The 14281-nt window shown below is 55.6% G+C and carries 14 protein-coding genes; 9 read left to right on the top strand and 5 right to left on the bottom strand.

Annotation, left to right across the window (positions count from 1 at the left end):
* Positions 1 to 48 precede the first annotated feature (48 nt).
* Positions 49 to 255, bottom strand: a complete 207-nt coding sequence (locus SH678x_RS20020; RefSeq protein WP_496920230.1) for a hypothetical protein — start codon at positions 253 to 255, stop codon at positions 49 to 51.
* A gap of 68 nt (positions 256 to 323) precedes the next feature.
* Between SH678x_RS20020 and SH678x_RS20025 the strand changes: the two genes are divergently transcribed.
* Positions 324 to 1826: a trypsin-like peptidase domain-containing protein gene (locus SH678x_RS20025; protein WP_496920231.1), complete on the top strand. Its 1503-nt coding sequence runs from the start codon at positions 324 to 326 to the stop codon at positions 1824 to 1826.
* A 173-nt stretch (positions 1827 to 1999) separates the two neighbouring features.
* The gene (locus SH678x_RS20030) at positions 2000 to 2410 is read left to right on the top strand and encodes a hypothetical protein (RefSeq protein WP_496920232.1); all 411 of its coding nucleotides are present in this window, start codon (positions 2000 to 2002) and stop codon (positions 2408 to 2410) included.
* 2 nt (positions 2411 to 2412) lie between these two features.
* On the opposite strand, the gene SH678x_RS20035 is transcribed toward SH678x_RS20030, so the two are convergent.
* Positions 2413 to 2880: a RidA family protein gene (locus tag SH678x_RS20035; RefSeq protein ID WP_496920233.1), complete on the bottom strand. Its 468-nt coding sequence runs from the start codon at positions 2878 to 2880 to the stop codon at positions 2413 to 2415.
* A 29-nt stretch (positions 2881 to 2909) separates the two neighbouring features.
* Positions 2910 to 3299, bottom strand: coding sequence for a phosphoribosyl-AMP cyclohydrolase (gene hisI / locus SH678x_RS20040; RefSeq protein WP_496920234.1), 390 nt, complete (start codon positions 3297 to 3299; stop codon positions 2910 to 2912).
* A 296-nt stretch (positions 3300 to 3595) separates the two neighbouring features.
* Between hisI and SH678x_RS20045 the strand changes: the two genes are divergently transcribed.
* Both SH678x_RS20045 and SH678x_RS20050 read left to right on the top strand, forming a co-directional pair.
* On the top strand, positions 3596 to 4216 hold the full coding sequence (locus SH678x_RS20045; protein ID WP_496920235.1) for a glycosyltransferase family 2 protein: 621 nt from the start codon (positions 3596 to 3598) through the stop codon (positions 4214 to 4216).
* A gap of 571 nt (positions 4217 to 4787) precedes the next feature.
* The gene (locus tag SH678x_RS20050; protein ID WP_496920236.1) at positions 4788 to 5339 is read left to right on the top strand and encodes a hypothetical protein; all 552 of its coding nucleotides are present in this window, start codon (positions 4788 to 4790) and stop codon (positions 5337 to 5339) included.
* A gap of 104 nt (positions 5340 to 5443) precedes the next feature.
* On the opposite strand, the gene SH678x_RS20055 is transcribed toward SH678x_RS20050, so the two are convergent.
* Positions 5444 to 6229 carry an inositol monophosphatase family protein gene (locus SH678x_RS20055; RefSeq protein ID WP_496920237.1) on the bottom strand — a complete coding sequence of 262 codons (786 nt, stop codon included), beginning with the start codon at positions 6227 to 6229 and terminating at the stop codon, positions 5444 to 5446.
* A gap of 394 nt (positions 6230 to 6623) precedes the next feature.
* On the opposite strand from SH678x_RS20055, the gene SH678x_RS20060 reads away from it, so the two are divergent.
* Complete coding sequence (locus SH678x_RS20060; protein WP_496920238.1) at positions 6624 to 7343, top strand: hypothetical protein; 720 nt, start codon at positions 6624 to 6626, stop codon at positions 7341 to 7343.
* 2 nt (positions 7344 to 7345) lie between these two features.
* On the opposite strand, the gene SH678x_RS20065 is transcribed toward SH678x_RS20060, so the two are convergent.
* Positions 7346 to 7969 carry a hypothetical protein gene (locus tag SH678x_RS20065; RefSeq protein ID WP_496920239.1) on the bottom strand — a complete coding sequence of 208 codons (624 nt, stop codon included), beginning with the start codon at positions 7967 to 7969 and terminating at the stop codon, positions 7346 to 7348.
* 399 nt (positions 7970 to 8368) lie between these two features.
* Between SH678x_RS20065 and SH678x_RS20070 the strand changes: the two genes are divergently transcribed.
* The 4 genes from SH678x_RS20070 to SH678x_RS20085 all read left to right on the top strand — a co-directional run bounded on the left by SH678x_RS20070 (position 8369) and on the right by SH678x_RS20085 (position 14057).
* Positions 8369 to 10252: a UbiD family decarboxylase gene (locus SH678x_RS20070; RefSeq protein WP_496920240.1), complete on the top strand. Its 1884-nt coding sequence runs from the start codon at positions 8369 to 8371 to the stop codon at positions 10250 to 10252.
* Positions 10253 to 10291: 39 nt separating this feature from the next.
* Positions 10292 to 11677 (top strand): MBL fold metallo-hydrolase RNA specificity domain-containing protein, encoded by a 1386-nt coding sequence (locus tag SH678x_RS20075; RefSeq protein WP_496920241.1) that lies wholly within the window; start codon positions 10292 to 10294, stop codon positions 11675 to 11677.
* 112 nt (positions 11678 to 11789) lie between these two features.
* Entirely contained in the window at positions 11790 to 12635 is an 846-nt protein-coding gene (locus SH678x_RS20080; RefSeq protein WP_496920242.1) for an LOG family protein, read from the top strand.
* A 180-nt stretch (positions 12636 to 12815) separates the two neighbouring features.
* On the top strand, positions 12816 to 14057 hold the full coding sequence (locus SH678x_RS20085) for a TlpA family protein disulfide reductase (RefSeq protein WP_496920243.1): 1242 nt from the start codon (positions 12816 to 12818) through the stop codon (positions 14055 to 14057).
* The last annotated feature ends 224 nt before the right edge of the window (positions 14058 to 14281 follow it).

The following is a 14281-nucleotide window of genomic DNA, read 5'->3' on the forward strand; positions in this document are numbered from 1 at the left end:
AAGAGTTACCAAGTTGACGCAAATTTAGACCAAGCCCGGACGGCTCTGCTAGCCCCTGGGGATAAGACTGAATACGGTAACTCGTCGCAGCACCTCTCGTGAAAATGGATTTTCGCCAGCGGTGACAAACTCGTGCGAGGGTCGCATCGTCGAGACAACACGGATGTTGTCGCGGACGCAAGGGATTCGTGCGCTCATCAGGCTGATGAGCCGCGCTTCAATTCTTGGCCGCGTTCCCAACTTCTCGTGCGGCATGTGGTTCTCTCGCGGCAGCGATGCAAAGAATTTTTATCCGCTTGACCGTGGATCCATGGAGGGAACCGATGGTCGCTCTGAAAAAGTTTGCAGGGACAAAGCAAACACTGCTTGTCTGCTTGATTCTTTCGTTGTGTCACACAGCATCGGCCGCTGAAGTGGTGCTGCTGGATTTCGGTTCGGCCACCTGTGGACCGTGCCGCGAGATGCGGCCCGTGGTGCAAAGAATTGCCGCGGCCGGTTACGACGTGCGGCATATCGATATCGCTCGCGACACGGCACTCGCTGCCCAGTTCAAAGTCGATCAAGTTCCAACATTTATCGCGCTTGTCGATGGTCGTGAATATGCTCGGATGATTGGCACAGGATCGTTTGAGCAGCTTCAAGAAATCCTGACCCCGCGTGGTACAGATGTGCGGGGACAGTCACCCGATCCGATGGCGTCGCAGGCGTTGGCTCCTCAAGCCCAGCCATTACAATCCCAGCCTTCACAAGCCCTGCCGACTCAGGCAATGAACGCAACGGCCGCCGCGGCACCAATGGCGAATCCTTTTGGCAATCCGCCGCCAGCTACGAGTGCCACCCCAAGCGGCCCTACTCCATCCCACAATAAGTTGCTGGAAGCGACCGTCAAAATTTCCGTAGAAGATGCCGACGGCACTTCCGCGGGGACGGGCACGATTGTCGATGCTCGTGATGGAGCCGCTTTGCTTTTGACCTGCGGGCATTTGTTCCGCACGTCAGCCGGGAAAGGCCCGATTGAAGTCACCTTCTATCAAGCCACTCCGACCGGGGCTCAAGTCAAGGAAACGGCGCAGGGGCAACTGTTGAATTACGATCTCGAACGTGATCTAGCGCTGGTGATCGTGCGGCCCCAATCGCCCGTTCAAGCTTTGTCGATCGCACCCCCGAACACGCCAATTTCACCCGGCGCGAATATTACGACGGTCGGCTGCAACGGGGGCGACAATCCCACGGCAATCGACTCACAGATTACGACCATTGATCGTTACCAAGGCCCGCCGAATGTGGAAGTGGCCGGTGCCCCCGTCGAAGGTCGCAGCGGCGGTGGTTTATTCAACGCCGCAGGGCAATTGATCGGCGTTTGCTTTGCGGCTGACCCTCAGAGCAACGAAGGACTGTATGCATCGCTTCCCTCGATTCAAGCCAAGCTCGACAGTTTGAACCTGGCCATGGTGTATCAATCACCCGCGGGTCAGAATGCTGTTAGTCAGGTGACCTCGCTTGAGGATGCGCCGGTAGCACCTACGGAGGATATTGCCATCCGTGGTCAAGATGAACTTATCGATCTGCTTCCCAATGAATTCGCGGGTGCAGCCAATACTTCCCCCAAAACGCTCTCAACCAGCGAGCAAGCCGCGTTGGAAGAAATTCAACGCCGAGGGCTGAAGTCGGAAGTGATCTGCATCATTCGAGCGCATGATCCCGAGGGGAAAAGCGAAGTGATCACACTGAATAATGTTTCGCCTGAATTCGTGAATTCGTTGGCTCATCCCCCCGCACCGGTCCGTTCCCCTGCCACGGCGGCGGCCGGGCGACTTCTTCGATAATGGCCCCCCTATAGTCGCTACAATCGATTCCCCGCGTAGGGAAAGCGGTTTCCACGCGTATTTGCCCCAGCCGAACGGCGTGCGGTGATTCGCGCGAAGTAGGCTTTCTGAGACGGACGACGTGCGGACAACCGCGCGGTCCGGTCGTTCATTCGATTCGGGCAGGAATTGATATGGTTTTGGTCATCGGATTTTTAACGATCACGAACATCGCATTGGGTTATGGCTTGGCGGTTTACGTCAACAAGCATTACGGCACTTTGATGTTCCGCCGCGATCAAGCGGCAGATAAGGCTCAAGCTGCTGGCCAAGTCGGTCCGGTAGCTGCTCAAGTGGTTGCCGAACCAACGGCACTTTCCCGCGACGCCGTGAGCACTATTCCCGAGAAAGCGATTGCAGAGCCGCAGGGGATGGACAGCGAAAGCTCACCTGCAACCAGCGGTGAAACGGCAGCCACGGAACCCGTCGACGAAGAAAACGTCCTGGCCGGTATCCAAGAATTCCGTTCGCAATTGGCCAAGATGAACGCTCCCGCCGACGAATCGGTCGCTCAGGAAGAAGAACTCGCGGTCGCGGCCAATTAATCTCAGGCCGGGTGCAACTCAAAAATCGCTTCGATTTCCACGGCCATTCCCGCCGGCAGTGAGGCCGCGCCGACGGCACTCCGGGCGGCAATCCCCTGCTCTTCGCCGAAGATATCCTTCATCAATTCGCTGAAACCGTTAATCACGGCGGGCTGATCGACGAAATCGGGCGTGCAGCGGACGAGCCCAAAAGTTTTGATCAGTCGCTTGATGCGATCCAAGCTACCGAAGTGAGCCCGCAAACTGGAGATCACGGTTAGCCCCGTTTGCCGAGCTGCGTATTGTCCTGCGGCCAGATCCATGTCCTGGCCGATCGTGCCGCAAATCAGCTTGCCGTCGAGTTGGAGCGGGCCGTGACCCGAGAGATAGGCCAAGTTGTCGACAACGACGATGGGGCGATAAAGTCCCATCGCCTTGGGGGCGGGCGGCAGCTCAAGATTAAGAGCAGCAAAACGTTCTTCAAAACTCACGGCGAATGTCTTTCTTCCTCTATGGCCAATCAATGGCCGGACTTTTCATAAACTTGCTGGGGATCGAACACGCGCTCAACCTCGATCGAGTAGCCGTTGCCATCCCACCGGCGGAAAAAGCAGGTGGGATATCCCTCGTGGCAAGCAGCCCCGCCGACTTGTTCGACCTGCAACAGGATTGTATCTGCGTCGCAGTCGACGTAAATCGCCTTCACGCGTTGCACATGGCCGCTTTCTTCTCCCTTTTTCCAGAGCTTCTGGCGGCTGCGGCTGTAATAAACAGCGTTCCCCGTGGCGAGAGTTTGCTCCCAGGCTGCCTGGTTCATATAGCCGAGCATTAATACGGCCCCGCTCGCCGCGTCTTGGGCGATTGCCGGGAGCAATCCGTTTCCTTGGGAAAAGTCGGGAATCTGGCTCAAGGGAGCACCTTTGTTAGCTAGGGAGGTGATAGAAAATCAGCTTATCTCAAGTTGGCTACGCTTGCCATTGGCGACGCTGGAATCGCTTAATCGTTATGACCGGCAGGCCGGTTAAAAATCAATCGACCGGCTCGATTTCTCATTTTCTCCAGCCGATGCAGTTCGCTGGTCGATGGCACAACTAACAGCCTAGTTCTGGCAAAAAATGTAACCAGACACATCGGTCGAACGGCGGCGGCACGTTTGTTCTTATCGAGTGCCCCCAGCGGAGCGACCCCAAGATGGGAGTCCCGGCTTTGACACAGCAGCTAACCGTCGTGTTGCCGATGCACAATATGGAGCGGCAAATCCGCTCGATCGTTCACGATGTCCTCGATTTGTCGATGCTCGTTCGCACCGAAATCGACTTGGTGATCGTCGACGACGGTTCGACCGACGACACGTTTGAGTCCGCCTGCGAACTCGCCCGCATGTATCCCCGCGTACAGGTTCTGCGGCAAGCCTTTCGGGGTGGTTTGTCGGCTGTGCTCGAATTGGTCAGAAATCGCTTGTCTGTCGAAATGGTGATCGTTCACGACGGGGTGTCGCCCATCGACGTCACCGAACTGAAGGACCTTCTTAAGGACCAGCGAAACAGGCCCAACACCGTGCGGAAGGCTGACATTCAAACGGCCGAGAGCATCGATTCCCATGGTTCGCGCCGCTTTGCCGCGGTGCGTGCTTTGCACGAAAGCATGGAAACGGCCCATCGCTCGTTGCTCGGATTCACTTGGCTAAGGCTGGAAAAACCTTTGGTTCCACGGCGTCGACAAGTAGTTGAACAAACTTCGGCCATCTCGCCCGTGCTCACGAGTTTGGGGTCTGCTAACTATTTGGCAAACTTGCCGACTGGCTTTACCGCGTTGCCATTGTCCTAAGCAATTGACTGCACAAGTGCTTTACAAATTCGCCGTTTGGCAGGCGACTTCCGAATCCCGGAGTGTCCAGTTCAGCAGAACTTTTTGAATCATTGCGCGCTAATGTCTGTGACAGTGATGGCATTGAAAGCGGTCTCTCAGTTGTGATTATTCGAGTCGGCTTTGACTCATCCCCAGGAGTTGTCCCAGGTGAGTAGTTGCCGCCATTGAAATCCAATGGCTTTCTCTTGCCAAAGCCTAGGGGCAAGATTAGGATGCTTACGACACGCGAAAGATGTCATAGACAAACATCTTGAGATTTCATCCGGAGGATTGAAAGAAGTAGTACAGGCGATCGCCGCGGGCAAAAACCTCTCTCGGCTGGTTGGTTTGGTGATCGACCTACACATCGCAACTTAAAGGCACTGATTGTCGTTTGTTGCGTCCATCTCATAAGAAGATAACCAGCTTTTCTCGGAACAACCCAGAGCCTGTGCTCGGCTTTTTAGCACCTTGCCAGAAGTGCTATTGCGCCTTGCCATGAGGCACCTTTTCACTCGGGCATTCTTGCCCTGCGGAGGAACACGCGCATATGAGTACCATCGAGTACAACTACGAAAGTAACGGCTTCAATATTCCGATTCCTCGGAATACCACGCCCACGTCGTCAACGCCCAAGACCACGACCAAGTATCATCGCATCCAAGAAGTATGCAATCAGCAAGGCGCTACGATCCGCTCTCTCACACGGAAGATGGATCTGAACGCGAATGACATTCGGGAGCAAGGTAATCCCCAATGCGATTTGCGGATTTCGGACTTGCTCAAGTGGCAAAAAGTTTTGGAAGTCCCCCTGGCCGACCTGCTCGTCGATAACGAGGGGCCCTTGTCTGAGCCCGTTAACCGACGTGCTGGCATGCTGCGGGTCATGAAAACCGCCAAGGCGATTTTGGAATCGGCTCACGATCGTTCGGTAAAGCGCTTGGCCAGCATGTTGGTCAGCCAACTGATCGACATCATGCCCGAGCTAGCGGAAGTGTCGGCATGGCACACGGTCGGTCAGCGCCGGACTCAAAATGAATTAGGCCGCATTGTCGACCGGACGATCCCGGACAACTTCTTCAACGATCCCAATCGCGGTTGAGAGTTAAAGTGTGACTGGCTGGCCTCGCGGGGAGGCCAGAATTGATAACCGACATCCACCTTGTCTGCAGGCAATGTGGATGTCGGCGTTTTTGTGCGCGATTATTATGTTGAAGGTTGAATGCGGTTGATCACCTGCTCGAAGAGTTGTGGTGTGCTCGCCACGCAATAATCACCTTGGGCAACGTCGTAAGCTTTACCATTAAACGAGCGCACGATTCCACCGGCCTCTTGAATGAGCAGCGCACCCGCGGCGGAATCCCAACTGTGAATAAAGTGGGCCCAGTGGGCATCTAGCCGTCCGCAGGCCACGAACGCCAAATTCAAAGCCGCCGATCCGGTCCGACGCACAGCTTGGCATTCTGGTGAAATTTTGAGAAACGCTTGGATGTCAGGGGAATTGGGTTGGGGATTTGGTGGGAAACTCACGGCAACCAGCGCGTGATCGAGTTGTGTGACGTCGCTCACATGGATCGACGCTCCATTCAACTTACTGCCTAGTCCACGAGCTGCGGTGAAGCATTCACCATTTAGGGGATTCATGACCACCCCTGCCGCCAGTTGGTTCTCGAAAGCGACGGCGACCGAGACAGCAAAACAAGGAAAGCCATGCACGTAGTTGGTTGTTCCATCAAGGGGATCCACCACCCAACAGTAGGGAAGTTGCAATTGCTGGCGGTCTGGGTTTTCTTCACCAAGAAAGCCATGGTCGGGAAATGCTGCTTGCACGATTGCTTGAACGGCCTTTTGCGAAGCGAGGTCGGCATCGGTGACCAAATCCCTGGCCGACTTCTCCCGAGTGGCAAACTTTCCCTGCCAAGCCAACAGTTCCGCGGCGCCGGCTCGGGCCGCGGCTTCGCAAACGGTCAATAATCGTGCAAAATCCGGCATGGTTATCCTCTGTTTGGTTGCACGCTGTCATAAGCGGCGTAAGAACGTAAGACTTTATCGAATAAGTAATAACGACAAATTGTCAGGAGGTTGTCTAGATGGGGCCAGGAATTCTTCCAAAGATTTTGGCAAGAAAGCTGGACATGGGTGTGGGAATGAGTATGATCGTGATTGAGCTAGTAGATGAAGTTTGATTGTTTGCTATAGACAACCCGACTGCTGATTAGCAGAAGGCAATTGCCTAATATCTATTATTCCCCCCCAAGCAAACATCGGCCTCTTCTCTGTTCCGGCCCCGTCGCAGCACCTCGGTGTTCGGCGGGGTTTTTTTATTGGTACAACGCAGTTTGAATTTCACAGCAACAAAATCGAATCGCCAAGCAAAACTCGAATCATGAATCCTTGGCAACTCGTCGATTCCCACGCAAAGCTCCAAGCGAATTTTTTGCAGGCCCAAGTTGATTTGTCGAATCCGGCTGCCGGATTGCAGCAACTTTCTTGGAACGGTGCGGCGCTCACGGGCCAACTACTCGGTCTGACCGTGGCCACGCAATCTCATGAGCCATCAAGCTTGAACACGGAAGGACTCGACAAGTTTGTGCGGGGCAGCGACCTTGTTGCCAACTATCCGCAAACCGAGGCCCAGCCGTTTACACTCCACATGTATTGGCGAATTGTTTCGGCAGATTCACTGTGCGTCATTGTGGATGGCATCGTGTCGTTGCAAACGTCGCTCTTGGAATGTTTTCCCAAAGCGGTGCTGAGGAGTGAATTGCCAGCGGGGGAAGTTTTGCAGGTTCACGGTGATGGGACACCAGCAGCCAGCATGGATGCAGTCATCAGCAGCGATCGCTTTGCGGGCGTGCTAGTACGAGATGCATCTCAGGGATGGAGCTACTTGGAAGCCACGTACCCCGAGGACTTAGGAACTTGGCACGTAGAAACGGGGCAGCATGTTGTCATTAACAGAGAACTCGGCGGCGAGTTTCAAGAAAAGGGCGTCATTCGCCGCTTGCGGGTGCGAAGCGCTTTCCTCCCCTATGCCCATGACGTTGCGACCGCCACGCAACTCCTGAAAGAATTTGCTGCGTCTCCGCCACCGTTGACGGCATAATTTCAGGGTGCTTTTCGCAATTTGGGTTTGCCAGCCGTGGGCAACACTTCGCCGTTGGAATTTTCGTTGTTCAAGATGTGAAAGATCCCCGACGGCTTGACCAAATCCGCCGCGGAAATCAACTCAGCCAACCCAGCGCCGGCGAGTTCCGCACCCGAGATATATTTTCCGGGGTTGATCCAACTGTGCATGACGTCGCGTGAGACACCGAATAAGTCGGCCAGCAGCGCGTCCATGTCTTTTTCCAATTGTCCGAAATGGCGTGCCCATTCCGCGGCTTCCGCCAATCCAACGTTCTCTTCGCTTTGCCATTTCATGGGATGAAACAACAGCACGCTATAAGGCGAAACAAACCGCCGTTCGCAAGCCGCAAAGGGCCAGAGCGCCGCGGAGGAGCATTCGCCCGTGACGATGCCCGTCGCGCGCAAACCTCGCAGGCGAATGAGTGTCATCAACGACACGGCACAATACGGACTGCCACCCGGGGAATCGAAATAAAGGGTGCATTGTCCGCCGGGTGCAATATCTAACAGCCGTTCCGTGAGATCGGATTCGTGCTCAGTGAGATCGCCAGTGATGGCAATTTCTGGAATGCGCTGATCCTCTTCATGCCGATCGTGATTCATAGACGGGTGTCCTGATGTAACTAAGGTCGCTCATGCGAAAGCAACGAAAACATGCCCGCAAGGCTTATCGAGAGGCAAGTCCTCTGGTGAGATTTGCAAAGCTCGGGAAACTGCATTTAAGTTAAGTGTTGATCCCAGGAACAAGCTATCCCTCCATTTTAAGAATCCCTGAGAATTCGCACCAGTTTTACGACCTGTTTTGGGCGGATTTTCAGCACCCCTCCCCCGCAAAGCCCTTCCAAGCCGCAAAAAACGACCTGTTGCCCCGGCCATGGCCAATCCGGTTGGGTAGATGCAGGGCCTGCTATCGTTAGAATCGAAGGCTCGCCATGCCGGGAAAGCCATCGCCATGGGCTCGCTTCCCAGCACCCAAACTAATGCAGAATCAACAGTTGGACTATGGGCTATTCCAGTCTTCAAGAATGTGTTGCTGATCTTGAGCGCCAGGGGCAACTCATCCGCATCGCCGAACCGATTGATGCCAATCTGGAAATGGCGGCAATCCAGCGGCGCGTCTCGGCTGCTGGCGGTCCCGCGATCTTGTTTACGAATGTGCGTGATTGCCGATTTGCAATGTTGGCCAACTTGTACGGCACGATGGATCGTGCCCGGTTGATGTTTCGGGATGGTCTCGCTGCGATCAAGCAACTCGTGGAACTGCGAAGCGATCCCACGCTCGCCTTGCGTCATCCCTGGCGCTACCGGAGTGTGCCCCTTAGCGGACTTTCGATGCTGCCCAAGTGGGTATCGAAGGGCCCCGTCCTCGCCAACCGCACGACCATCAGCCAATTGCCGCAACTCAAAAGCTGGCCGCACGATGGCGGGGCGTTTATCACGCTGCCGCAAGTTTATACCGAAGATGTGCGCAGCCCGGGGCTCAAGCATAGCAATCTCGGCATGTACCGCGTTCAATTGTCGGGCAAACCTTATCGCACGGACGAAGAAATCGGTTTGCACTACCAGATTCACCGATCGATTGGCGTGCATCATGCCGCGGCACTTGCTGCTGGTAAACCTTTCCGGGTGAACATCTTTGTGGGCGGTCCACCGGCGATGTCGGTGGCGGCGGTGATGCCGTTACCCGAAGGAATGAGCGAACTTGGGTTTGCCGGTGCACTCGGACGTCGCCGCGTTCGTATGATCGCGCGGAACGACAGCTTGCCTCTGCATGCCGACACCGATTTTTGTATCACGGGCGAAGTGATACCCAATCGTTTGGAGCCCGAGGGGCCGTTTGGCGATCACTTGGGCTATTACAGCTTGGCCCATCCGTTCCCCGTGATGCGTGTGACGAATGTCTACCACCGCGATGGCGCGATCTGGCCATTTACGGTCGTGGGGCGGCCGCCGCAAGAAGATACAATCCTGGGTGGACTGATTCATGAAATCACCGGCCCGCTGATCCCCGAGGTCCTTCCAGGAATTCATGGCGTGCATGCCGTTGATGCTGCGGGAGTGCATCCGCTGCTCTTGGCTATTGGCAGCGAACGCTACATGCCATTCCTTGATGCCAAGCGGCCGCAGGAATTGTTGACGCAGGCGAATGCGATTCTCGGACAAGGTCAACTGTCGCTTGCGAAGTTTCTGTTGATCGTTGCTCAACAAGACGCGCCGCAGTTGGATATTCACGACATCGGACCATTCCTCACACATCTCTTGGAACGCGCCGATTGGTCGCGGGATTTGCATTTCCACACCCAGACCACGGTGGATACGCTCGACTACAGCGGTTCGGGATTGAATGCCGGCTCGAAGGTTGTAATGGCTGCCGTGGGGCCCAAGCGATTCCAACTGGCAACTCAGGTTCCTAGCAACTTGAACTTGCCAGCCGGCTTTCGCGATCCACGCATCGTGCTGCCCGGCGTGTTGGCGATCACCGGGCCCAAATGTCCCGCACCATCGTTTGACTATGATGTTTCCGTGCGGGCTCAAACTGAGTCCCGTGCCGAAGTCGCTGCCCCGATCGAGCGTTTTTGTGAGAGCTTTACGGCGAACTCGACATTCGAAGGGATTCGCTGGATTGCGATCGTCGACGACAGCCAATTCTTGAGCGAATCGCTGCGAAACTTCCTGTGGGTGACGTTCACTCGCACCAATCCAGCCGTGGACTTGTATGGAATAGAATCTTTCACGCGAGACAAACATTGGGGCTGCCGTGGGCCGTTGGTGTTTGATGCACGCATTAAACCTCATCATGCCCCGGTGCTGGAAGAACTCCCCGAGATCACCGAGCGCGTCGAAGGCTTGGCGGCCCCCGGCAAACCGCTTCATGGAATCATTTGAACAACGAACCTGGGAAACAGGTCTACGATAAGGACAATCATGACGAAACTCACTTTCTACGGCGCGGCGCAGACGGTCACCGGCTCGAAGTATTTGCTCGAAGTCGATGACGCGAGCGTGTTGATCGATTGCGGGCTGTTTCAAGGCATCAAACAGCTGCGCGAGAAAAACTGGGCACCTACGCCTTTCAGCACCAAGAAGCTTGATGCCGTGGTGCTGACGCACGCACATCTCGACCACGTGGGCTTCTTGCCACGGATCGTGAAGCAAGGCTACCGTGGCAAGATTTGGTGTACCCCCGCCACGGCGGAACTCACCGAGATCACATTGCTGGACTCGGCCAAGATTCAAGAATCCGACGCGAGCTATGCCAACAAGAAAGGGTACTCGAAGCACATCCCGGCGTTTCCGTTGTACGAAGTCCGTGATGCCGAGAACACCGTCAAGCTGTTTCGCACGGTGAGTCGCGGTGAATGGTTTTCGCCCGTCGAGCCAATTTGGATGCGATATCACGACGCGGGCCACTTGCTGGGCTCGAACATGATCGAAGTCGAGATTCGCAATCAAACCCCGCCGCTGCGTATCCTCTTTTCGGGTGACGTTGGCAATTACAATGGCCCCCTGTATCACGATCCCACTCCACCTCCGGCTTGCGACTATCTCATTTGCGAGTCGACATACGGCAACCGCAATCATGCCGACGAGGATTTGACACAAGGCTTGGCCGACGTTGTCAATCGCAGTGTCGAACGGGGCGGAGTGATGCTCGTGGCCGCGTTTGCAATTGGCCGTTCGCAGCAATTGATTTATCTGTTGCAGGTGTTGAAGCAAGCGAAGCGAATCCCGGATATTCCGATCTATCTCGACAGTCCGATGGCCGTAGATGCGACGCACATTTATCGCGAGCATGATGAAGACCACGATTTGAGCGAAGGGGAACTCAGTCCCGAGAATCCGCTCTTCGATGGTTCCCATGTTTTCCTCTGCCGCAAAACGGAGGAATCCAAAGCCTTGAACCGGCATCCCGGTCCGGCGGTGATTATCTCCAGCAGCGGCATGATGACGGGGGGACGAATCGTGCATCATCTCAAGCAGCGCCTCCCCGATCCGCGTAATACTGTGATTTTGGGTGGCTATATGGCCGAGGGGACGCGTGGCCGGTTGTTGCAGGATGGTGCCAAGTTCCTGCGGATGCATGGCCAAGAGGTGCCCGTGCGGGCCGCGATTGAAACAATTCCTGGCCTGAGTGGCCACGCCGATCGCAACGGCTTGTTGCGTTGGCTGGCGCCGCTTGAAGCCCCCCGTCGCACGTTCCTGACCCATGGCGAAATCGAGAGTGCCGAGTCGCTCTCTGCCGAACTTGCCGCTTCACGGGGTTGGGACGTGCATCTGCCCAGCCTGGGTGAGACCCAAGAACTGGTGTAATCCGAAAGTTTGCCACCCTCGCCCGACCACTAGGCTTGCCTTTACAATCGTGACGATAAGTGAAAATGCGCCCAGCGCGATTGGCTCGTGACTGGTCAAACAGAGAGCGATTATGGAACTCCCCCCCGAAGTAGAAAAAAACCGACAAGCGATTCTTCGCTCTCCCGGCTATCGCAAAGCAGAGATCGATATCGACTTCCTGGGTCGCGCTGGCCAGCGCCCGATCCGCATGCAGCTCGAACTGCACAAGGTCGAGACGCTGCTGCGCGAGAACAAGATTGATTCGACGATCGTGGTCTTTGGTGGGACGCAGATCGTCGAAAAGCACATTGCCGATGCGCGGTTGAATGCCGCACAGGAAGCCTTGGCGGAAAATCCCACGGACCATAGGGCCCAGCGCAATCTGATTCGTGCTCAGAGTGTTATCGCCAAGACACGGTTCTACGATGATGCCCGCGAGTTTAGCCGTCTTGTTTCCTCGTCGTGCCAATCAAACGGCAAGTGCAACTTCGTGATCGCCACGGGTGGCGGGCCCGGCATCATGGAAGCCGCGAATCGCGGCGCGTTTGAAATCGGCGCCAAGAGCATCGGCTTCAACATCGAACTGCCCCACGAGCAGGAACCTAATCCGTATATCACTCCCGAGTTGTGCTTTCAGTTCAACTACTTTGCCCTGCGTAAGTTTCACTTTATCTTGCGCGCCGCAGCACTCGTTGTGTTTCCTGGTGGCTTTGGGACGCTCGATGAATTGTTCAACACGCTCACCCTTCGCCAGACGGGCCGCATGCAAGAGATCCCCATCATCTTGTATGGCCGCGAGTATTGGACGAACACGATCGACTTCCAGTACCTCGCCGACCAAGGGGTAATCGCCGACGACGACGTCGAGCTGTGTTATTTCGCGGAAACGCCGGCCGAAGCTTGGAAGATCATCGCTGACTTCCATCACATCGACTGACCAACGCGTTGGTTTGAACGTGATAGCGGCACTGGTCGCGAATTCCTCGGCAATTTCAGTCGTTTTGGTACTTCGGGGGCCTGTGATTCGACTTGCAGCAATACGCCGGACCGGGATAATTACGCTGACCTCGCCGTCGCCAGTCATCCCTCCCACCCCCGAGTTTTCGTGACAATGGTTTTGCGTTGCATTTTTTGTGTTCTCGCTTCTTCCGCTCTCGCCGCCGCGTTGCTGATTAGCCTTAACAGCAACCCAGCTTTCGCTCAACAACAAGCCCCTGCCGTGGGTGCCGCACCGCAAGATACGGGCGAGACGATCCCCGTTCCGCCGGAAGCACAAACTCCGGAACAGATCTTCGAGTTTCTCGACGGCTTGGGTGAGATGGAACCGGCTGGCAAGAGCGACGAAGAGATCATCGTTCATCAAAAGAAGATCTTCCGCACCGTGCTGCAGGCGATTGATAAAGTCTTGACGATGCAACTGACCGACCCGCAAGCGCAAGAGGCTCACTTCTATCGTTTGCAAGCCTTGCAGTATCTGCAACAACTTGGAGATACCGGTGCCCGTGACAGATTCAACCAAGCGATTGCCGCCGCGATTGCCGACCCACGCCCCCAAGTGAGCGAGATCGGCATGAAGTTCCATATCGAACTCGGCCTGGGTATGTGGGGTAAGCTCAACGAACAGCAACGCATGGGCTTGATCGACACCGTGGTGTCGTTCGTGAGTCGTGGCACTCCCGACGAGAACAAACTGCAAATGATCATGGCGGTCGTCGATTACGTGGGTGACATGCCTGGCGGCGAACCTTATGCCAAGCGGTTGCTCGATGCCACGATTCCTCTGTACAAGAATAGCGGCGATGAAGATTTGATGAGTATCGTCCCGATGCTCGAAGGCATCGCCCGCCGCATGGGCTTGCCCGGTCATCCGATGGATATCACGGGCACCACGCTCGATGGCCGTCCCTTTGATTGGGCGTCCTATCGTGGCAAGGTCGTGCTCGTGGACTTTTGGGCAACTTGGTGCGGCCCTTGTCGTGCTGAAGTCCCCAACGTGCTGAAGTTGTACAACGCTTACCACGGCAAAGGTTTCGACGTCGTGGGGATCAGCCTCGATAAAACCCCCGAGGAAGCTCAGTCGTATATCACAGCCACCAAGATTCCTTGGGTCACCTTGTTCAGCCAGGATCAAAACCTGCGTGGCTGGGAGAATCCGCTCGCCACCTACTACGGCATCACCGGCATTCCCCGCGCGATCTTGGTTGATCAGCAAGGCAACGTCGTGAGCATGCGTGCCCGCGGCAAGAATCTCGAACGCGAGCTGCAAAAGCTGTTGGGCCCACCGTTGGCAGCGGCCGACATGAAGGCTGATGACTCGGTCGCCCCGGCGAGCCACGAGGAAGCGGCGAAAGGGAAATAAGCAGCCCAAACGTCGGTTGTGCTGATTGCCGTCTTCGTTTTCGCCAGGCTCGTTTTGGAGTTTTGTCACGATATCGGGTATTTCGAGTTTCGGTGACAGAACCCAGTGGTTTTGGAACGTGTGCTGGTTGATAACTCGTTGCCAGTTAAGCACAAACGATTTCTGCAAAGTGACAAAACCCTCGGGGTCTAGGTCGAAATAATTTCCAGGCGCTGCAACAACCC

The sequence above is a fragment of the Bythopirellula superficialaquae genome (genome assembly GCF_059632245.1).